Consider the following 20,536-nt stretch of genomic DNA (forward strand, 5'->3'; position numbering starts at 1 on the left):
GAGTTCAACCGGGAGGACAGAGCACATGGCCCTAGACCGTTTTTTCCGGCGTCGTCGCCCACAGCAGACCGGTGTGGACGTGGACATGCCGGATCTGTGGACGCAATGCCCCAACTGCAAGGAGGGGCTGTACAACCGTGACCTCGAAGCCAACGTGCAGGTCTGCCCCAAGTGCGGCCACCACCTGCGCCTGGACGCCCAGAAACGGGTCGACGCCCTGATCGACCCGGGAAGCTGGACGCAGCTCTCCGGCCGGGTGCATCCCCTCGACCGGCTGGACTTCAAGGACACCGAGACCTATGCGGCCCGCCTGGAGCGCGCCCAGCGCAAGGCCGGCCGCCCCGACGCGATCCTGACCGGCAGCGGGACGCTGCTGGGCCAGGGCGTCACGCTGGCCGTGATGGACTTCGCCTTTTCGGGCGGCTCCATGGGCAGCGTGGTCGGCGAGGAGATCGCCCGCGCGGCCGAACACGCGGCCGCCCACGGCACGCCGCTGATCATCGTGACCGCCAGCGGCGGCGCCCGGATGCAGGAAAGCGCCCTGTCGCTGATGCAGATGGCCAAGACCACCGTGGCCCTGGAGGCCCTCTCGGCGCGCGGCCTGCCCTACGTGAGCCTGCTCACCGACCCGACCACCGGCGGCGTGACCGCCAGTTTCGCCACCATCGCCGACGTGATCGTGGCCGAGCCCGGGGCCCTCATCGGCTTCGCCGGCCCCCGCGTGATCCAGCAGACCATCCGCCAGCATCTGCCCGAGGGCTTCCAGCGCGCCGAGTTCCTGCTCGCGCACGGCATGGTGGACGCCGTCGTGGACAGGCGCGAGCACCGCACCTACCTGGCCTCGCTGCTGGGGCTGCTGACCCGCACCGACCGGGCCCCCCTGGAGGCCAGCGCGTGACCGCGAACGTCGACACCCTGCGCGAACTCGAAGCCCGCGTGCGCGACCTGGAAGGCACCGCGCAGAAGACCGGTCAGAATCTGGAGGCCGCCCTGAGCCCCCTGCGCGACGAGGTGCGGCGGCTGCGCGAGGGGCTGCCCGCGCCCAGCCGCTGGGAACGGGTGCAGCTGGCCCGCGCGCCGGGTCGGCCCACCGCGCTGGACTACGTGGATCGCCTGTGCACCGAGTTCCTGGAACTGCACGGTGACCGCCGCTTCGGTGACGACCCCGCGCTGATCGGTGGCCCCGCCCGCTGGCAGGGCATCCCGGTCATGCTGCTGCTGCAGCAGAAGGGCCGCGACACGAAAAGCAAGATCAAGAGGCGCTTCGGCAGTGCCAACCCCGAGGGCTTCCGCAAGGCCGTGCGCCTGATGGACATGGCCGACAAGTTCGGCCTGCCGGTGGTGTCGCTGGTCGATACCCAGGGCGCCTACCCCGGCCTGGAGGCCGAGGAGCGCGGTCAGGGCTGGGCCATCGCCGAAAGCATCCGCCGGATGCTCTCGCTGCGTGTGCCGGCGGTGTGCGTGGTGATCGGCGAGGGCGGCTCCGGCGGGGCGCTGGCGGTGGCGGTGGGCAACCGCGTGCTGATCCAGGAGAACGCCTGGTACTCGGTGATCTCGCCCGAGGGGGCCGCCTCCATCATCTGGAAGGACGCCGCGCAGGCCCCGCTGGCCGCCGAGGCCCTGAAGCTCACGGCACCCGACCTGCTGGAACTGGGCATCGTGGAGGAAGTGATTCCCGAGCCGACCGGCGGAGCGCATCTGGACATGGACGCCGCCGCCCTGCCCGTCGGCGAGGCCGTGACCCGCCACCTGCGCGAACTGATGGCCCTGAACCGCGACGACCTGCTCCGGCAGCGCGGCGAGCGCTTCCGGAAGCTCGGGGCGTACACGGAGGTCTAGCCCTCACCCGGTCACGGCCCCCCGGTCACGACCGGGCGTGATCCAGCCACTGGGTCTCCGGAAAGCGGTTCAGGAAGCTGCTGCGGAACTCCGCCGGGACATGGGCCTCGGCCGTGGCGGCGATCCACCCCCGGGCGTCGGCCAGCGCCTGCGCTGCGTCCGGTTCGTCGGCCAGTGCCAGCGCCCGGGCGACCGTGAACAGGGCCTCGCCCCGGCTGAGCACCACGGCCTCCAGGGTCTGCAGCAGGTGCTGGGCGGCCCGGGCGTGCGGCAGGGCCTCGGCCGGTCGGCGCAGGGCGAGCAGGGCCTGCGCGGCGCGGACATGGGCCGCGGTCTCCATGCCGCCCAGGCCCCGGGTGCGGGCGACCGTGCAGACGCCACGGGCCAGCGCCAGACCCTCCTCGGGGGGCGCCGTGAGGGCGCTGGCCAGCCACACGCGGGCCTGGGCCAGCGGGCGCGGCTGGACGCCCAGCAGCTCCTCGGCTTCGCTCAGCACCTCGCCCGGATCTTCGCCCCGCCGGGCGGCCAGCAGGCCGTGCGCGACCAGCGTGCGCGAGCGGTAGGCCCCGGGCACGCCCGGCCAGTCCTGCGCCGTGGCGAGGTCGGCGGCGGCCCGGTCGACCTGCCCCAGGGCCAGCCAGACTTCGGCGGCCAGGGTCGGCAGGTAGCCGGCGTGCCAGCTGTCCGGGCGGGCGGCGGCGCGGGCCAGGGAGAGGTGGCGCAGGGCCTGGCCGTAGTGCCCCAGGCTGGCGTAGGCCTGGCCCAGATTGGCGTGGCCCAGCGCGGCGTTGCCGGGATCGCCGTCGGTGCGGGATTCGATCTCGTGGGCGCGCTGGGCGGCGTGCAGGGCTGCTCTCGCCTGGCCCTGGTCGAGCAGGCTGACCGAGAGGTTGTACAGCGTGGCGCTCAGCTCCGGCAGGTGGCCGCTGCGCTCGAAGAGCTCGCAGGCGCGGCGGTGGAGCCCGGTCGCCTCGGCGTGTTCCTCCAGGTGGTCGAGCACCGCCGCGAGGTTGCTCAGGTTGGCCGCCAGGCTCTGCGACTCGCCCAGCGCCGAGAGCGCCGTCACCGCCCGGCGCAGGGCCTGGGCCGCCTCCGGCATCTGCCCCTGCAGCCACAGCGCGCTGCCCGCACAGGCCTCCAGGTTGGCGCGCTGCTCGCGGACGGCCGGCGTGTCCTGAAAGGTCTCCGAGAGTGCCGCCAGCCCCTGGGCCGCCGCCTGCCGGGTCTCGGCGGCCTCGGCGAAGGCGATGTGCAGTTCGGCCTGCAGCTGCCAGGCGCGGGCACGCTCCAACGGCGTGCGGGCGTGCGCGAACAGCTCGTCCAGCGCGCCCTGGCGGGCGGCGCGGTCGTCCAGGTGGCCCAGCGCCTCGGCGCGGGCGGCCCAGGCGCTGAAGGCCGCGGCGGGGTCGTCGGCGCGCTGCCAGGCCTCGGCGGCCTGGCGGTAGAACTCGGCCGCCTCCAGCAGCCTCAGGGTACTGAACGCCGCCTGCGCGGCCCGCAGCAGCCAGGGCGCCGCCTGCCGGAAATCTCCTCCCTGCAGCCAGTGCTGCCCCACCCGCGCGGCGTGGCCCCCTCGCTCGGCCAGGGTGCGCGCCGCCGCCCGGTGCAGCAGCTGGCGCACCGAGGCCGAGGTGCCCTCCCGCACGGCCTCGTAGACCAGATCGTGGGAAAAGCGGTTACCGTGGATGATCTGGGCCGCCTCCAGCTCCTCCCAGGCGCCCAGCAGCTCCAGCAGCGGCGCGTGCAGCACGCCGGCGACCAGCTCGAGGTCGAAGTCGCTCTGCAGCACGGCGGCGGCGCGCGCGGCCTGCAGGGCCGGCGACGAGAGGCGTTCCAGGCGCCGGGCGAGCAGCGGGCCCACCCGGCCGGGGGGCGGCAGGCCGGGGGGCAGCCCGCGCTCCAGCTGGCCCGTCTCGATCAGGTGCCTGACGGTCTCCAGCAGGAACAGCGGATTGCCGCCGGCGTAGCGCTGCAGGCCGCCGCGCAGCTCGGGCGACCCGGGCACGCCCAGGTGATCGAGCAGGTCGTCGACGGCCCCGCCCTGCAGGGGGGGCAGGTCGATGACCACCGCGATCCCGGCCGCCACGAGCTGCCCCAGGCTCTGCTCGACCTCCGGCGCGAGTTCGCCCCGGCGGTAGGTGTCGATGAAGTGCGGCAGGCCCCCCGGCTGCCCCAGCGGGAAGGCGGCCGACATCATGAAGGCCCCGAAGTCGGAGGAGGCCGGGTCGAAATACTGCATGTCGTCGGTGACCATGGCGGCCAGGCCCTCACAGGTGCGGCGCACGAGGTTCAGGGTGGCCTGCTTGAAGCGCAGGGTGTCGGCCTCGCTCAGCAGGGGCGCGGTCTCCGGCTCCGGCCCGGCCAGCTCCGGCAGGATGCGCGCGAGTTCGCGCCGTTCCCAGGACTCCAGCGTCACGTCGGGGCAGCGTGCGAGGTGGGCACGCAGGTTGCGGGCGGCCGTGGCGTAGGGCTGCTCCAGGTCGCCGGGCCGGCCTTCCAGGAACAGCACCTCGCCCTTGCTGGCGGCGAAGTCGCGGGCCAGCCGGCTCTTGCCGGAGCCCGGTTCGCCGCACAGGAAGATCACCTGACCCGCACGCCAGGCCTCCTCCATGCGGGCCCATTCGCGTTCCCGGCCGACCAGGGCCGGCGGGCGCAGGGTGGCGAGCGGGATGACTCCCGGGGGGCCGGGCCGGGCCGGAACCTCCACCACGCCGCGCTCGATGTCGAGCAGCAGCGCCCGGGTCTCCGGCAGGGGCTCGACGCCGAACTCCCGGCGCAGCAGCGCCTCGCAGCGCCGGTAGGCGTCGAGCGCCGCCGGGCGGTCGCCGCGCAGGTACAGCAGGCGCATCAGGCGGCGCCACGCCTCTTCCGAGAGGGGGTCGAGGTCAAGCAGGGCGCGGGCGCGCTCCAGGGCACCGCCGTAGTCCCCCTCGCGTTCCAGGCGGGCCGATTCCTCGCGCGCGGCGGTGGCGCGCCATTCCCGCCAGCGTTCGCGCTCGGCCAGCAGCCAGTCCTCCAGATCGGGGCAGTCGTCGTAGGAGAAGCCGGCGAGCAGCTCGCCGCCGAACGCCGCCAGCTCGGCGTACTGCCCGCGCGTGAAGGCGTCGCGGGCCTGCAGGGCGTCGGTCTCCAGCCCTGGCGAGAGCCCCAGCAGCTCGGCCCCCTGCACCAGCTCGCGGCCCAGCGCGAGGCGCAGCTTGCGCAGCAGCTGCACGAGGTTGTTGCGGGCGCTGGCCTCGCGGGTCTCGGGCCACAGCAGCCCGGCCAGGCGGGCGCGGTGGGTCGGGCCTTCCAGCGCCAGGTAGGCCAGCAGCGCGGCCGCCTTGCGCTCCAGACGCAGCCGCTGTCCCTCCGGCCCGCTCAGTTCGGGCGGGCCCAGCAGCGCGTAATGCCACGGCAGCGGGGTCATGATCCAGCGTACTGCGGCCGGGCCAGACCTGTCAGCCAGGATGCCCGTGGGCCGGAACGAAGCCTCCTGGGTGCGGAGGAGTCCCGGTTTCGGGCACTCAGCCCGGGCGCCCCGCCCACGGCCGCTGCTGGGTGCCTGCCACCGTCGCCGCCAGGTCGTAGGCCACCGCGAGGCCCAGCGTGTCGGCGTGCGGGCCGCCCAGCAGCAGGTGGACGCCCGGGGCGACCTCCTCGTGCCGGGGCAGGCCGTCCGGGTCGCCGCCCGGCAGGGCGAACCAGGCGCCGGGCACGTCCATCAGGCTGCGGCCCAGCTCCAGGGCGCCGGTGGCCAGGGCGGGCAGGGCGTCCATGGCGGCCACCAGGTCTTCCAGGGTCTCGCGGCGCAGCCCCGTGGGCACGCCGGTCAGCCGGCCGCCGCCGGGCTCGTAGCCGGCCGGGTCGCGGTGGTGGATGGCCGGCACCAGCGTGAAGCCGCCGTGCTGTGGGCGCAGGGTCAGGCCCGCCGCGCGCAGCGTGGGCGTCTGCTCGGTGCTGGGGTGATTCAGCCGCGGGAACTGCCGGTACGCGCGGGCGTGGGTGGTGTGCAGCCCCAGGTCGTGCTCGACGGTGCCGGGGCCGGCCGCGCCCAGCGCCACCACGACCCGCCCGGCACGCAGCCGGTGCGTTTCGTGCACGACGATCTGGTGCGTGTTCGTGACGCTCAGCCGCTCGATGCCCACGCCGCCCCCATCCAGGTGCGCGCGGGCGTTCAGCATCAGGTCGGCGCCCGCGCCGATGGCCGCCTGGGCGCAGGCGAGGGCCAGGGCGCCGGGGCGGTAGCGGGCGGCCTGCGCGTCCAGCCGCGCCCAGGGGAGGGCCTGCAGGTCGGCCAGACCGGCGGGCAGCGTGGGCGCGGGATCACGTCCCAGCACGTCCAGCACCGCTTCCCAGCCCGCTCCGCCGGCTGCCGCCAGCTCCAGCAGGGGCCGCGCCTGGAAGGAGAGGTTCAGGGAGGGGTCGGGCGCCAGGGCGCCGGCCAGCTGGGCCCGCGTCCACTGGGCCTCGGCCCGCCGCTCCGGCGGCACCGTCAGTGCCGACCACACGCCGGGCGAGAGCAGGGTGGCGCCGTCCTCGTTGGGCAGGCCCCCCTCCTCGATCAGCAGCAGCGACCGCCGGGGCGCGAGCCGGCGCAGGTAGAGCGCGCAGGCGGCGCCCATGCGGCCCGCGCCCAGCACGATCAGGTCGTACTCGCGGCCCACGAAGGGCTGGCCGACATGGGCCCAGACCTGGCCCGGCTGTGCGGGCGGCTTCTCAAGCGACATGAGAGGCATCATGCCGCCTGGCAGGCCACTTCAGGGGCGTGGGTCTCACCTTCCTGTCAGATGGCTGCGCGGCGAGGCTGCGTATACTCGCGAAGATGCGTTGCCTGCCGCGTTCCCGCCCCCCTGCTCCCCTGGCCCTGGCCGCCCTGTCCGGGCTGCTGGCCCTGCCTCACGGCGCGCAGGCCCTGAACGTCCGGGTGCTGGTCGCCGCGGCCCCGCAGCTCACGGTGGGGGTGCCCAGCCCCGCGGCGCCCGTCGGCCCCCTGGCCCGGGCCCTGCCCGCCTCGGCCCTGCCGGGCAGTGCGCTGGGCGCTCCGGCCGCGCTGCCGATGGCCGCCTGGACGGTCGGCGTGCTGGACGGCCGCCTGACGCTGAACGGTCAGGACGCCGGCGCTGCGGCGCTGTACCTGCCGCCCAGCCCCGGCAGCGTGGTCGAGGTCGCCGGCCGCCGCTACCGGGGCGGCGTGCAGCTGCGTGCCGAGGGCGGCGGCGTCCAGGCCATCAACGTGCTGGACATCGAGGACTACCTGCGCGGCGTGGTGCCGGCCGAGATGCCCGTGTCGTGGCCGGCGGCGGCGCTGGGCGCCCAGGCCGTCATCGCGCGTACCTACGTGGCGGCCCGCGTGAATCCGGCGGCCCCCTACGACACCTGCGCTACCGAGAGCTGCCAGGTCTACCCCGGCCTGAGCGCCGAGAAACCCCAGTCGGACGCGGCGGTCAGCGCCACGCGCGCTCAGGTTCTCGCCTACGGGAACCGCCCGGCCCGCACCTATTTCAGCGCCGACTCCGGGGGCTACACCGCCTCCAGCGCCGAGGTCTGGGGCACCGAGCTGCCGTATCTGCCCGCGCAGGCCGACCCCTTCTCGGCCGGCAGCCCGCGCGCCCGCTGGCGGCTGGAGGTTTCCCCGGCCAGGGTGCAGGAGGTCGCGGCGCGCTACGGCCTGAAGCTCGGCCCCCTGCGGGACGTGGTGATCTCGCGCCTGAGCCCCTCGGGCCGGCCGCTGGAGATCACCCTGAGCGGCGCGTCGGGCAGCGGCAGCCTGAAGGGCGCGAATGCCGGCGGTTTCGTGCGCTCGCTGGGGGCGGCCAGCTCCCGCGTGACCCTGAGCGGCGCGGCCCTGGCCTCGGGCGGCCCGCTGCTGGTCGAGGGCAGCGGCGCCGGGCACGGTGTGGGCCTCTCGCAGTACGGCGCGCTGGGCCTGGCGCGGGCGGGCTACGACCACCTGCACGTGCTCGGGTTCTACTACCCCGGCACCAGCCTGAGCGTGCTGGCGGGAAGGCGGCCGGGCGGGGCCACCCTGGCCGCCTTCCGTCCGCTGCCCCGCGTTCCCCAGGCCCCGGACGCTCCCCTGGCTGTGCAGAACGGCCAGCCGTCGCAGGGAGGCGGGCTGTGAGCCGCGCCCGCCGGCCCGGCCGGCTGCGGCGGCTGACCCACACGGCGCTGCTCACGCTGGGCCTGCTGGGCACGGGACTGGTGGGCGCGGCCGAGGCCCGCACAGTGCGGATCGTGAGCGCCGACACGCTGGAACTGCGCCGCCTGGACGAGCAGGAACTGGTGGTCATCTCCGGCGAGAACGTGGAACTGCGGGTCGATGACGACGTCGTGCGCGCCAAACGGGTCGAGTTCAACCGCACCCGCCGCACCCTGACGCTGGTCGGCGCGGCCACCTATCGCAGCGCCAAGGACGGCCAGGTGCTGGCCGGCGAGAACCTGGTGGTCGACCTGGGCGACGAGCAGGTCACCGGCCAGGACGTGCTGATCAGCGACGACGACCTGGAGATCCGCGGCCAGGAGATCGAGCGCATTCCGGGGCAGCTGCGCGCCACCGGGGGCTACTTCACCACCTGCGCGCGCTGCGGCCGCACGCCCAACGACTACGCCTTCCGCGCCGAGCGGCTGATCGTGTATCCTGGCGACCGGCTGGTGGCCTACCGCGCCCAGCTGCTGCTGGCCGACGTGCCCGTGCTGTTCCTGCCGGTGGTGGTGCTGCCCCTGAACGACCCCGAACGCCAGCCCCGGCTGCAGATCGGCCAGGGCGCGCCCGACGGCCTGACAGTCGAGGCCGACCTGCCCTTTTCCATCGGGGCGAGCACGCTGGGCACCACGCTGATCCGCTACTACCAGAACCGCAATCCCAGCGTGGGCTTCGGCGTGGCGCTGCGCTCCTACGCCCCGCTGCCCTTCGTCGACCGGGTGAACCTCTACACCCTGGTCAGCCCCCGCCCCTTCGTGGGCACGGTGCAGCAGGTCGGCGACGATCTGGATCTGGACTTCAGCGTGACCGGGCGCGTGCCCCTCTCGCTGGCCCTGCGCGACCTGGACTACACCCTGAGCGTGACCCGGCGCGACATCGGCCGGCCGCTGACCGATCCCGAGCGGGGCGTGACGAGCGTGAATTTCGGGGCCAAGGTGGACTACCCGCTGTTCACGGCCGAGCTGAACTACGTGGATCGCTACGGGCCGGCCCCCACCACGGGCCTGGGTACGCCCCTCAGAACCCCCGAGGTCGTCCTCGATCCCAAGCCGTACACGCGCGGCAACTTCAGCGCCGACGTCCGCTTCAGCGCCGGGCGCTACACCGGCCAGAGCAACCCTCTGTCGCGCAGCGCCTCCGCGCAGGGCGTGAACATCACCACCACCCGGCTGGAGGAGAGCCACACCCTGGCCTACACGGCGCAGCCCTGGCGGAACGCCGACCTGAGCCTGAGCAACACCTTCTCCGGGCGCTACTACGGCACCGGGGCGCGCACCGTGCAGCTGAACCTGGGCGCCCAGCTCACGCAGCGCTTCAACGTCACCAACACCCTGAGCGCCAGCGCCGGCTACTCGCGCACCGAGGGCACCAGTCCCTTCGCCTTCGACGCCGACGGCCGCAGCCCCCGCCGTATCAGCGCGCCGCTGGGCCTGACCCTGAGCACCGTGCCGGTCAGAGACGTGCGCTTCGGGGTCTCGTACACCCGTGACCTGTTCCTGACCCCCGATCAGCAGCGCCCGGCGACCTTCACGCTGGACGTGACCCGCGTGCCGCTGAACCTGAACTCGCAGCTCACCTACAACCCCCTGAGCAAGGAGCTGGAGAGCTTCTCGTACAGCGCCACCCTGAGCGATCCGCAGTCCGGCGCACGGACGCTGGTGCCGGCGCAGCCCGCCCGACCTGCCAGCGCCGACACGCCCGCCGCGCCCGCCCGGGGGGCGTACTACTCGCGCTCCAGCCGCTGGCCCGCGCCGAACCTGACCCTCAGTGCCAACGGCTCCTACGCCCGCGCCACGGGGTTTGCGCCCTTCACGCTGCGCGCCACGGTCACCGGGGACGCCCGCACCAACTCCTTCTCGGTGTACGCCACCCACAACATCCAGAAGCCGCAGCTCGACGAGGTCGGAGTGACCATCAGCGCGTCCCCGACCCAGGACACGGTGCTCAACCCGGTCTCCTTCACGGCCTCCGAGAAGCTGTTCGTGCCCACCGGGCGGGTGGTCGGGGACGTCAAGATCATCTGGCGGAGCCGCTACCAGTTCTCGACCACACACGACCTGCTGCTCACCCGCCCGGCCACCGCCACCGACAGCGGCACCGTGACCTACAGCGTGGGCACGGTGAGCGGCAGCGCGAATGCCTGGCAGGTCACCTACGGCGGCCCCTACGATCTGGTGCGTGGCGGCTTCACCCGCCCGACCCTCTCGGGCTCGCTGAGCGCCACCCGCCCGGATCAGCGGCTGGCCCTGAGCGCCGCCGTGAACGTGGCCGGGCTGGATCAGCCCCGCACCGAGCTGGCGCGCGCCGATCTGGACGCCAACTGGCAGTTCGGCAGCCGCGCCGCGCTCTCGGGCCGGGCGCTGTATACCCGCACCCGCAGCGGCACTTACCCGGCCGACGTGGCCACCGACACCCTGCAGCTCGACCCCGTGCGCTTCAGCGTGGGGATCGGGCGCCAGGGCGAGCGGCCCGGCGCCTACGTGACCGCCAGCCTGCGCCAGAGCTTTACCTGGGTGGACGGCGTGCGCCAGAACCCCACGCCCCTCTCGCCCGTGCTGGGCCTGACCATCGACCGCTGCTGCTGGGCGCTGCAGGCCGAGGCCGATCTGGGGCTCAAGCGCTACCGGCTGTCCGTCGGCCTGCCGGGTCAGACCCAGTACCCACTGTTCGACCTGATCGGCACGGGCTTCGAAGTGCCGCTGCTGCCCACCCGCCCCTGAGCCCCCCCCGGCCCAGACCACAGTTCACCCCACAGCTCAGACCACAGCTCAGACCACAGCCCAGCCCGCCCGTCCCGGAGGTTCCCGACCGTGAAACGAAGCGCCTTCCTGATCCTGCCCCTCCTGCTGGCGGCCTGCACCGGCACCGAGGAAGTGACCTCCACCCTGCGTCTGGCCGTCCTCACCAATGGGGGGGGGCTGCTGCGCGCGGTCACGCCGGAGGCCGACACCAGCGCCACGCCGGTCACCGACAACGGCAGCGCGGCCCTGACCGGCGGCGTGAGCCTGGACACCCTGCCCAGCGGGCGGCGCCTGGCCCTGACGGGCACAGGCGGCATCGAGAGCCGCAACACCGATCTGGCCGACCCGCAGCCCTTCGCTGCGCCGGGCTTCACGCCGGTCTGCCTGATCCAGACGGCGGCCAGCGCGGCCCGCGACCGTCTGCTGACCCTCAGCGCCTGCCCCAACGGCCCGCAGCAGCTCGCCCTGTACCGCGAGAACGGCACGCTGGTCTGGACGGCCACGCTGCCCCCCTACCTGCCCCCCAGCCCGGGCAGCGACACCCCGCCGATCCGGCTGGCGGTGCTCGGGGATGTCGGGCTGGTCGCGCGGCCCCGCGTGGGCGGCGGCAGTGAGGTGATGCGCGCCGCCCAGACCAGCGCCGGCGCCGCCCGCGCCGAGGTCAGCACGCCGCTCCCCACCCCGGCGCTGCGGGATCTGGCCCCCTACGCGGCGGGGGTCGTGGCCGCCACCGACAGCGGCGTGCAGCGCCTCAAGGCCAGCGGCGAGCCCGACGCCGCCACGACCATCGGGGCCTTCGGGCAGGGCCGGATCGACCGGCTGTGGAGCGGCGCGGCCGGCACGCGTGCCCTGCTGGCCGCCTGGCGCAGCGACCAGCCCAGTGCCTCGGCCCAGCCCCTGCTGGTCTGGGACGGCGTGGCCACGGGCGCCGCGACCGTCGATTCCCTGCGCGACCTGCGCGACCTGACCCTGGCCCCCGACGGCTTCCTGTACGCCCTGACCGGCACGACCCTGACCCGTTACGACACGGTGCCCGGCCTGAGCCAGGGCAACTGGCGCCCCCGCACCCTGCTCACCGGCCTGAACGACGCCCGCGCCGTGACCTGGCTGGTGCCGTAACCGCCCCAGGGCCAGTTCCAGCGGGGGTGGATCAGACGCTGCCCGGGCCGCCCGATCCGCCCAGCAGGGCGAGCAGCAGGCTGGGCACGCCGCTCCTGAGGCCCAGCAGGGGCGCCCCTCCCCGCGCCAGGATCACCACCGACGCCCCGGACGCCGGGCAGAAGCCCAGGGCCGTGCGGGTGCCCCGCGCCAGCCCGTCGTGCCACCACACGGCCTGATCCGGTTGTCTGCCCGAGATGAACCAGCCCGGCGCCACGCCGCTCAGGTGCGGGGGCAGGCCGGGTGGGTGCCGGCGCCGTTGCCAGTGCTCTCCCGCCCGGCCGTCCAGATGGGCCTGTGCGAAGGCCAGCAGATCGGCCGCCGGGCCGAACAGTCCCCCCGCGCCGGCCAGCGGCCCGAAGCCGGTCAGGTTCCCGCCGCCCAGCAGGCTGACCGGGCTCACCACGTTCGCCGGGGGGCGCAGGGCCACGCCCAGGGCCAGTGGGCCGCTCACGAAGCCTTCCAGGGCGCGGCCGTAGCCCGCCGCGCTGACCTCCTCGCCGGCGGCCTGGGCCAGCGCCAGGGCCAGCACGCCCACCCCGAGGTTCGAGTACCCGAAGCGCGCCTGTGGCCCCGGCCTGGCCCAGCGCCGCGCACTGCCCAGCACGCCGGGCACGCTCAGCGGGCCGTAGGGGTCGGAGAAGCGGGTCATGGACGTGAAGACCACGCGGGCCGGATGCGCGGGCAGGCCCGCCGTATGGGTGGCCAGGTTCAGGGCATTCAGGCCCGGGGGCAGCCTCCGCAGCGCCCCACCCAGCCGGGAGAGCGGCGCCTCCCATTCCAGCCGGCCAGCCCGCACCAGCGCGTCGGCCAGCGCCGCCGTGAAGGGCTTGGTCACGCTCGCCAGCTCGAACACGCCCCCAGCAGGCACGCCCCCCAGGCCCACGACCACCCGTCGTCCGACCCGCTGCACGCCCAGCACCCCGCCGCGCCGATAGACCGAGCGGGCCAGACCCAGCAGGGGGCGGGTCTCCGTACCCAGTACCTCGGCCACCTCCTCCAGCGCCAGCTTCAACGGGTCTTTGCGGAACATGGGGGCAGGGTAGAGCGTCCAGGTCGGGCCCGTCGCTGGTGTCGGCGCCTCGCCTACCTCAGGGCAGGCGCAGCACCCACACGTTGCCGTCCTTCGCGCTCAGGTAGCTCACCCTCGTGCCGTCGGGGCTCACCGACCAGTCGCCCTGGCGCACCTGGTCGCCCAGGTCGCCCAGGGTCGTCCAGGCGCCCGTGCTCACGTCGTACTGCCGCAGGACGTGGGGGCCGCCGCCCGGTTGCAGGGGAATGAGCAGCACTCTCCGGGCGTCGCGCCAGCGGTAGGAACCGAAGGCCTGCAACTCGCGGGGCGCGCCCCCGGCCGTGTCCTGCAGCCACAGGCCGTTGCGGGCAGCCGAGTCGAAGGCCACCGTGTACATCACGCGCTTGCCGTCGGGGCTGGCGGCCACCGAGCGGAAGCCCAGGGCCGAGCGCAGGGTCTTGCGGGCGCCGGTCTGCACGTTCAGCGTGAACAGCTCGCGGTCACGGCCGCCCGCGCTGGCCTTGCCGCTCAGCAGCAGGGTCTGCTCGCTCAGCCAGGCGCTCGGCCCGCCGCCGTACACGGTCGCCACCTGGCGCGGGGCACCGAACACGTCGGCCACGTACACGCGGGTGGTGCGGCGGTCGAAGTTGCCGGTGGTGTCGCTGCGCGCGTAGGCCACCCGGGCCTCCGAGGGCGACCACACCACGTCGCCGCCCCGGGTGGGCAGGGTGAACGTCCGGCCGTCCGAGAGGCGCTGCAGGGTGGTGGCGTCGCCACTGCCGGGCCGCACTGCCCAGCGCAGGCGCGGCGAGTAGAAGGCCACGCTGGAGAAGCGCCGGGTCACCGCTCCGCCCCCCGCCGGCACGCTGTAGATGCCGGTGCTGGCGCGGGCCGGGGGGCCGTCCAGAAAGAGCAGCGCCCGCGAATCCGGTGTCCAGACGGTGCCGGGGCAGCACGTGCCGCTCAGCACCGGCGCCGAGGGCAGCGTGGCGGCCTGGGCGGGCGGCAGGGTGCTCAGCACGGCGGCGACCAGCAGGGTGCGGGCCTTCACCGCGCTCCTCCCGGCGCGGGCGGCCAGGGGCGCCGGAACTCGTTGAGCAGCGCGCCGCCCCGCCTCGCTTCGGGCTGGGTGTCCGGGGTCTGCCAGCGGCGCGGGGCGTCGAGGTCGTACTCGTAGCCCCGGCCGAAATTCCCGGCCAGCGCCAGCGAATCCCAGTCGGCGGCGATGTACGGCAGCGGGTTGAAAAAGCGCTGGTGCGAGCGGTCGCGCAGTTCCAGGTGCAGGTGCGGCGCGCTGACACAGGTGAACTGCGAGTCCCCGCTCTCCCCGATGACCTGCCCCCGCTTCACCGTCTGCCCGACCCGCAGGCTGGAGCGCACCCGCAGATGTCCGTACAGACTGCTCAGGTTCCCCGCGTGGTTGATCACCACGTTGTGCGGGGGGCTGCCGTGCGGGCCGTCGACCTCGGCCACCACGCCGTCCCCGATGGCCCGCACCGGGGTGCCGCAGGGCGCGCTGAAATCCAGCCCGGCGTGGATGCCCTGCAGGTTGCCGTAGGTGCTGCGGCGCTGGCGATACGCGCCCGTGGTGTTGCCGTAGCCCTGGCCCAGCAGCCAGGAATCCGGCCCCGGCGCCCCGGCGAAGGGCAGGCCGAACTGCCGCGCCGGCCGGGCGACGGCCCCGTCGGGCAGCGGGGCCGCGTAGTGGGCGGCGGCGACTCCGGCCAGCAGGGCACTTCCGGCGAGAATCGTCCCCAGTATCGCCCGCCGGGGTCGACCAGAGGGTGGCGGCACAGTGAGAGCCGATGCTGACATAGCCGATGCTCACCCACCGGGGCGCCGAGAGGCGTGCCCCCGCCTACGGTTGCCGGCAGGGGGGCTTTGGCAATCCTCAATCTTCGCGGCGCCGGGTCGGAACCGGCCCCCGGGCAACCGCAAAGTCAGGGAAGTGGTGAGTACGATCACGTTGCGTCAACCCCTCTGCTCCGCAGCTCTCCGAGTCCCCTTAAAGGGAGTCAAGGGAAGACCCGACCCAAATGGTGTTCTTGGCTCCCCCCAACTCGCAGAGCCCGCAGGGAGGGAAGCTGGCACCGAAGATGACGGACTGGAACAGCGGCGGAGCAGTGGAGTTCGCCCACAGCCCAGGCAAACAGGGCGAAGCTTGCAACTTTGCGGTTGCCCTGCCGGAACCGGCCCCCGGCTTGACTTCCCGCCCCCCGCCCCTTAGTCTCTTGTCCGCTGGTCCGGTAGTGTAGCGGTTAGCATATCTGCCTGTCACGCAGAAGGTCGCGGGTTCAAATCCCGTCCGGACCGCCAGAGAAGAAGCGAGGTGAACGCCTCGCTTTTTTCGTTGTGCAGGGCAGCGGGCAGCAGCAAGAAACCACAGTCAGCTGGGTGGTGGAGATGGTGACGCTGCAGGCGATCCCTCTGCTGTGCAGCTTTGCGAGTCTCCTGGGAAGGGAGGCAAGGAGAGCCCAACTGGCACGTTCTTGGCTCCCTTTGAGGGGAGCAGAATGAGAGCTTCGCCCACCGCCCAGACGTCGAGTCCCCAACCTGCGACTTTGCAGTCGTCCTGGAGCGCGAGCAGGGGGCATCCGTCTCCGGGTGGACGGCGCCGGTGCTGATGAGGTCGGTCGCTGACAGATGCGCTGTCCACGCCAGGGCTTGTGTGGACTCCGCAGCTTGGAAGGACGAGCGGTGCCCTCCCCACCGCCCGGCCGACGCTCCAGATCGGGCCTTTCTCACACTTCAACGGCAACCGGCATGACCACCAGGGGGCTGTCCATGCCGTATCATTTGCGCCGGTTTCGCACGGCGTCCGTTGAGTGCCCACAGCTCTCCGAACCCCGCGCACGGCGAGCCTATCCCCAAGTCGGAGGAGGACGCCCGAAGTGACTGCCACCAATCCCCTGAATACCCCGTTCACCACTGTCGACGCTGCCGAGCTGTACCAGGTGCCCAACTGGAGCGGCGGCTGGTTCCGCGTCTCCGAGAAAGGCGCCGTGGAGGTGACGCCCAGCCCCGGCCTGCACGCCCCGCTGCGATCGATCGTCGACGAGATCGTCGAGCGCGGCGAGAGCCTGCCCGTGATCCTGCGCTTCCCGCAGGTCATCACCGGGCGCGTCAAGCACCTCAACGAGTCCTTCCAGGCCGCCATTCAGGAGTACGGCTACGGCGGGCACTACCAGGGCGTCTTTCCCATCAAGGTCAACCAGCGCCGGGTGGTCGTGGAGTCGGTGGCTGCCGCCGGCTACGACTACGCGCACGGCCTGGAGGCCGGCTCCAAGGCCGAGCTGGCGCTGTGCCTGGCCCAGAAGATGCACCCGGACGCCCTGCTGTGCTGCAACGGCTTCAAGGACGACGGCTTCATCAAGCTCGCGCTGTGGGGCCGCACGCTGGGCAAGAACGTCGTCATTACCATCGAGAAGTACTCCGAACTCGACCGCATCCTCAAGCAGGCCAAGGCGCTGGGGGTGCGCCCGGCCATGGGCGTGCGCTTCAAGCTGCACGCGCGCGGTTCGGGGCAGTGGGAGGAATCCGGCGGGGATCAAGCGAAGTTCGGGCTGAACGCCTACGAACTGCTGCGGGTCGTGGAGCGGCTGCGCGAAGAGGACATGCTCGACACGCTGGTCATGCTGCACACCCACATCGGCTCGCAGATCACCGACATCCGCCGCGTCAAGGTCGCCGTGCGCGAGGCCACCCAGACCTACGCGGGATTGGTCGCGGCCGGCGCGCAGCTCAAGTACCTGAACGTGGGCGGCGGCCTGGGCGTCGATTACGACGGCTCCAAGACGACCTTCTACGCCTCCATGAACTACACCGTCAAGGAGTACGCCGCCGACATCGTGTACACCGTGCAGGAGGTGTGCAAGGCCCGGTCGGTGCCCGATCCGGTGATCGTCTCGGAGTCGGGGCGCGCCCTGACGGCCCACCACGCGGTGCTGATCATGCCCGTGGTGGACGTGACCGGCCCCACCCGCGACCTCGAAGACCTGGCGCCGGCCGATGAGAACAGCCACCAGATCGTCAAGGACATGGAAGAGATCCTGGTGAACATCACCGGGCGCAACTACCGCGAGTCCTACAACGACGCGGTGGGCGACAAGCAGACGCTGCACAACCTCTTCGACCTGGGCTACGTGACCCTGCCCGACCGGGCGCGCGGCGAGGCGCTGTTCAACGCCATCCTGCGCAAGATCGCCAAGCTGATCCAGCACGAGAAGTACGTGCCCGACGAACTGGAGGATCTGCAGAAAGTCCTGGCCGACAAGTACATCTGCAACTTCTCGCTGTTCCAGAGCCTGCCGGACAACTGGGCCATCCAGGCGCTCTTTCCCATCGTGCCGCTCGACCGGCTGAACGAGAAGCCCACCCGGCAGGCGACCATCGTGGACATCACCTGCGACAGTGATGGCAAGATCGAGAAGTTCATCGACCTGCGCGACGTGAAAGCCACGCTGCCCCTGCACGAGCCCGGCGACCGCCCCTACTACCTGGGCGCTTTCCTGATGGGCGCCTACCAGGACGTGCTGGGTAGCGCCCACAACCTGTTCGGCAAGGTCAGCGAGGCCCACGTGACCGTGCGGCCCGGCGGGCGCTTCAACATCGACCTCTTCGTGCGCGGCCAGAAGGCGCGGCGAATGATCGAGTCGATGGGCTACGAGGAACCCATGCTGCGCGACGCCATCGAGGATCAGGCCGACGCTGCCCTCAAGACCAAGACCCTGGCGCCCGGCCAGGAACAGGAACTGCTGGAGGACTACGGCGAGGAACTGCTGGGCTACACCTATCTGGAGTACGAGGAAAGCTGAGCGTCTGCCCGTGCGGGCGGGGTGGAACCGAAACCCAGCCCGCTGATGCCCAACCTCATTCTCTTGAGCACAGGACTGGCCCCTCGCTTTCCGGGAGGGGCCAGATGTGTGGACTCAGGATTTATGCGACGGCGCGAATGGAGGGCTCATCCCCAGCGGACAGGTCGTCCCTGGCCCCCCTGTCCAGCAGGCGCAGGTACTCGCGGTTCACCTCACGCTCCTCGTGCGTCAGCGACAGGAAGCTCAGCAACATGATCAGCAGGGTCACAGCGGCCATGAGCAGGATGAGGGTCATGCCTCAGTGTCCTCGGGCGCTCGCCCCGGCAGATCAGGGCCATCTCAAGACATGCAGAGCAGATGTTGGGCGAAACTCAAAGGAATCTTGAGCGGAACTTAAAAACTGACGGCCGGGTCAGTTCAGCGGGTCGCGGTGCCCGGAAGCTCGACGACCTGCACGGGAATGGGCTCGCCGAACTGCGGGTACTTGCGGGCCTTGCCGGGTTCGCCGCGCCCGCACAGCACCGTGATCTGGGGCAGACCATAGGGCGTGGCCTCGGCGACCGCCAGGCGGCCGGTCTCGTGGGCGCCCAGGTCGATATAGAGGTGGTTGCCCACCCGGGCCGGCGACTGCACCGGCGTGTGCCCGTGGACGCTGTAGGTGACCCCCGGCGGCATGGGGAAGGGGCCTTCGAAGGGCCGCAGCCACAGCGCGGCCGAGTTCGGCGTGGAGTGATCCGGATGATGCACCGGCGGCGAGGCGTGGGCGACCAGCAGGCTGGGCGTGGTCGGCGGCTCGTCGTGGACGACGTTGTCGGCCGTGATGTACACCACCGGCTTGAGATCCTGCAAGTAGGCCTCCAGCGCGGGGGGGAACTTCTCCAGCGTCAGGCCTCCCAGTTCGCTGCGTACCGTGTCGCCGCCCGCCCGCATCCACCACTGGTAGCCCTCCATGGCGCGGCGGTAGTCGCCCAGATCGTGGGTGCCCTGGTAGCGGCGGTACCACTTGATGCCCTCCTGCGCCATGCGCTCGTGGTTGCCCATCAGCAGCGTGGCGCGGCCCGCGGCCCTGAGTTCCATCAGCATGTCCACCGTGGTCATGGAGCGCGTCCCCCGGTCGATGGCGTCGCCCAGGCACACCAGATGGGCGTCGGGGTAGCGGTCGAGCACGGCCCGCAGCAGATCGGGACGCCCGTGCAGGTCGGGCACGATCAGAACCTGGCGGTTCATGCCCCGGCCCCTGGGTCGATCTCGTCGCTGAAGTCCAGCAGCGTCTGCTTGGAGCGCTCGCGCATGAGCCGCGCGCCGTCGGGGGCGGGCGTAAAGCTCACGCCGGCCGGGGAGACCTGCACCCGGTAGGCCGCCCCGTCGGCCGCGCCGGGCAGCCACTCGGCGGGCAGCTGGAAGGTGCGGCCCTGGCTGTCCTCGACGTCGGCCAGGCCGGAATCCTCGTCCAGAACGTCGATCACCAGAAGCTGCTGCGGGTCGTGTGGGGCCACCATGGCCGTCATGGTAGCGCTGGCCTCCTTACAGTTTCTGCACCCGGCCGCGCGCTGCCCAGGCGGCGTCACGGGGCTGCATCTATCGGCGGATGTGGCTCATGGCGGGGGACGATACGCTGCCCCAATGACCCGTTCCCTGACCCGCCGCCGCTTCCTGCGTGCCCTGACGGGAGGTGGACTGACCCTCGCCGCTGCGGGTGGCCTGGGGGTCGCCCAGGCGCAGACCCTCGGCCTGACCTCCCACACCCGGCCCCTGCCCGGCCTGCGCGCCCCGGTGCGGGTGGCCTTCCTGAGCGACCTGCATTTCGGCCTGTACGTGGGGCCTGGGCAGGTGCGCCGCTGGGTCGAGGCCACCATGAGTGCCCGGCCCGACCTGATCCTGCTGGGCGGCGATCAGCTCGACCGCCGCGCCGACCAGGGCGCGGCCGACCTGCTCTCGGAACTGGCCCGGCTGCGCGCTCCGCTGGGCGTGTACGGCGTGTGGGGCAACCACGATTACGGCAGTTTCGGACGGTACGCCAGCGTCTATTACGGGGCGGCCCGCGACGACTGGAGTCCCCGGCGTTCGGCGCTGGAGGAGGAATTCCGCCGCTCCGGCGTCCCCATCCTCCGCAATCAGGGCGTGACCCTGCGGGACGACCTGCACCTGGGCGGCGTGGACGACCTGTGGAACGGTACCCCCGATGTGCACAGGGCGCTGGCGGGCGCGGGGGAGAGGGCCACCATCCTGGTCAGCCACAATCCGGACGTGCTGCCTGATCTGCCCCGGCCCGCCGGCCTGGTGCTGTCGGGGCACACCCACGGCGGTCAGGTGCGCCTGCCACTGCTCGGCGCGCCGGTCGTGCCCAGCCGCTACGGGCAGCGCTACGCGATGGGCTGGGTGGAGGGCGCCCACGCCACGCCCGCCTATGTCAGCCGGGGCCTGGGCACCAGCGGCATTCCGCTGCGGAACCTGTGCCCGCCCGAGATCGTGCTGCTCACCCTGCACCCGGCCTGAGGCCCGGAAAATGGGATTGGTCGCCACGTCTTCACGCCCAGCCTTCCCTGTCCACGCCCTCTGCCCGGACGACCAGGGCAGCCGGAGAGGCCAGGGAAGCCGAACCTGTCTCCCGTGGCACGAGAGAAGCGATTTAGTTGCTTCGCTATGCAAGTACTTTCCTGATGCCGTCCTGAACCCCATCGACCCACACGTTATAAACAAATTTCAAGGCGCCCTCGACTGGGCCTGTAAGCTGCCCTCAGTGGCCCGCCCGGTGCGGGCCCGCTGGTTTCCCGGCCGGTTTCACTGC

15 protein-coding genes and 1 tRNA gene are annotated in these 20,536 nt (G+C 72.6%); 8 read left to right on the top strand and 8 right to left on the bottom strand.

From position 1 onward, the window contains the following. Positions 1–25 precede the first annotated feature (25 nt). Together accD and CVO96_RS11655 are read left to right on the top strand one after the other, a co-directional pair. A complete protein-coding gene (accD, locus tag CVO96_RS11650; protein WP_103312375.1) occupies positions 26–898 on the top strand; it encodes an acetyl-CoA carboxylase, carboxyltransferase subunit beta in 873 nt (290 codons plus the stop codon). Then, a complete protein-coding gene (locus CVO96_RS11655; RefSeq protein WP_103312376.1) occupies positions 895–1,839 on the top strand; it encodes an acetyl-CoA carboxylase carboxyltransferase subunit alpha in 945 nt (314 codons plus the stop codon). The genes accD and CVO96_RS11655 overlap by 4 nt, the downstream gene beginning before the upstream one ends. 25 nt (positions 1,840–1,864) lie before the next feature. Here the strand turns inward: CVO96_RS11655 and CVO96_RS11660 are convergent, their stop codons facing one another. Together CVO96_RS11660 and CVO96_RS11665 are read right to left on the bottom strand one after the other, a co-directional pair. After that, the gene (locus CVO96_RS11660; RefSeq protein WP_103312377.1) at positions 1,865–5,248 is read right to left on the bottom strand and encodes an ATP-binding protein; all 3,384 of its coding nucleotides are present in this window, start codon (positions 5,246–5,248) and stop codon (positions 1,865–1,867) included. 97 nt (positions 5,249–5,345) lie between these two features. Next, positions 5,346–6,548, bottom strand: coding sequence for an FAD-dependent oxidoreductase (locus CVO96_RS11665; RefSeq protein ID WP_243398317.1), 1,203 nt, complete (start codon positions 6,546–6,548; stop codon positions 5,346–5,348). A 95-nt stretch (positions 6,549–6,643) separates the two neighbouring features. Between CVO96_RS11665 and CVO96_RS11670 the strand changes: the two genes are divergently transcribed. From CVO96_RS11670 to CVO96_RS11680, 3 genes are all read left to right on the top strand, one after another. Next, a complete protein-coding gene (locus CVO96_RS11670; protein ID WP_103312378.1) occupies positions 6,644–7,942 on the top strand; it encodes a SpoIID/LytB domain-containing protein in 1,299 nt (432 codons plus the stop codon). Next, positions 7,939–10,743, top strand: coding sequence for an LPS-assembly protein LptD (locus CVO96_RS11675; protein WP_243398319.1), 2,805 nt, complete (start codon positions 7,939–7,941; stop codon positions 10,741–10,743). Before CVO96_RS11670 ends, CVO96_RS11675 begins: the two co-directional genes overlap by 4 nt. A 90-nt stretch (positions 10,744–10,833) precedes the next feature. Then, entirely contained in the window at positions 10,834–11,883 is a 1,050-nt protein-coding gene (locus CVO96_RS11680) for a hypothetical protein (protein ID WP_243398321.1), read from the top strand. Positions 11,884–11,914: 31 nt separating this feature from the next. On the opposite strand, the gene CVO96_RS11685 is transcribed toward CVO96_RS11680, so the two are convergent. Genes CVO96_RS11685 through CVO96_RS11695 form a run of 3 tightly spaced genes read right to left on the bottom strand, consistent with a single transcriptional unit; the run spans position 11,915 to position 14,728 of the window. After that, on the bottom strand, positions 11,915–12,955 hold the full coding sequence (locus tag CVO96_RS11685) for a serine hydrolase domain-containing protein (RefSeq protein ID WP_103312379.1): 1,041 nt from the start codon (positions 12,953–12,955) through the stop codon (positions 11,915–11,917). Between the two features lie 58 nt (positions 12,956–13,013). Continuing rightward, positions 13,014–13,985, bottom strand: a complete 972-nt coding sequence (locus CVO96_RS11690; RefSeq protein ID WP_243398323.1) for a TolB-like translocation protein — start codon at positions 13,983–13,985, stop codon at positions 13,014–13,016. After that, positions 13,982–14,728, bottom strand: a complete 747-nt coding sequence (locus CVO96_RS11695) for a M23 family metallopeptidase (RefSeq protein ID WP_243398324.1) — start codon at positions 14,726–14,728, stop codon at positions 13,982–13,984. Before CVO96_RS11695 ends, CVO96_RS11690 begins: the two co-directional genes overlap by 4 nt. A gap of 446 nt (positions 14,729–15,174) precedes the next feature. Here CVO96_RS11695 and CVO96_RS11700 point away from each other — a divergent pair. Then, a tRNA-Asp gene (locus CVO96_RS11700) sits at positions 15,175–15,250 on the top strand. 575 nt (positions 15,251–15,825) lie between these two features. Beyond that, positions 15,826–17,748 carry a biosynthetic arginine decarboxylase gene (speA, locus tag CVO96_RS11705; RefSeq protein ID WP_165795282.1) on the top strand — a complete coding sequence of 641 codons (1,923 nt, stop codon included), beginning with the start codon at positions 15,826–15,828 and terminating at the stop codon, positions 17,746–17,748. A 121-nt stretch (positions 17,749–17,869) separates the two neighbouring features. Here speA and CVO96_RS21115 read toward each other — a convergent pair whose 3' ends face one another. From CVO96_RS21115 to CVO96_RS11715, 3 genes are all read right to left on the bottom strand, one after another. Then, a complete protein-coding gene (locus tag CVO96_RS21115; protein WP_165795283.1) occupies positions 17,870–18,043 on the bottom strand; it encodes a hypothetical protein in 174 nt (57 codons plus the stop codon). Between the two features lie 122 nt (positions 18,044–18,165). Then, entirely contained in the window at positions 18,166–18,975 is an 810-nt protein-coding gene (locus tag CVO96_RS11710) for a metallophosphoesterase (RefSeq protein ID WP_103312382.1), read from the bottom strand. Continuing rightward, positions 18,972–19,256, bottom strand: a complete 285-nt coding sequence (locus tag CVO96_RS11715; RefSeq protein ID WP_243398326.1) for a hypothetical protein — start codon at positions 19,254–19,256, stop codon at positions 18,972–18,974. The genes CVO96_RS11710 and CVO96_RS11715 overlap by 4 nt, the downstream gene beginning before the upstream one ends. A 115-nt stretch (positions 19,257–19,371) precedes the next feature. Here CVO96_RS11715 and CVO96_RS11720 point away from each other — a divergent pair, with 115 nt between their 5' ends. Then, the gene (locus CVO96_RS11720; RefSeq protein ID WP_103312383.1) at positions 19,372–20,244 is read left to right on the top strand and encodes a metallophosphoesterase; all 873 of its coding nucleotides are present in this window, start codon (positions 19,372–19,374) and stop codon (positions 20,242–20,244) included. Positions 20,245–20,536 lie beyond the last annotated feature (292 nt).

This window comes from Deinococcus koreensis (genome assembly GCF_002901445.1).
Classification (GTDB): domain Bacteria; phylum Deinococcota; class Deinococci; order Deinococcales; family Deinococcaceae; genus Deinococcus; species Deinococcus koreensis.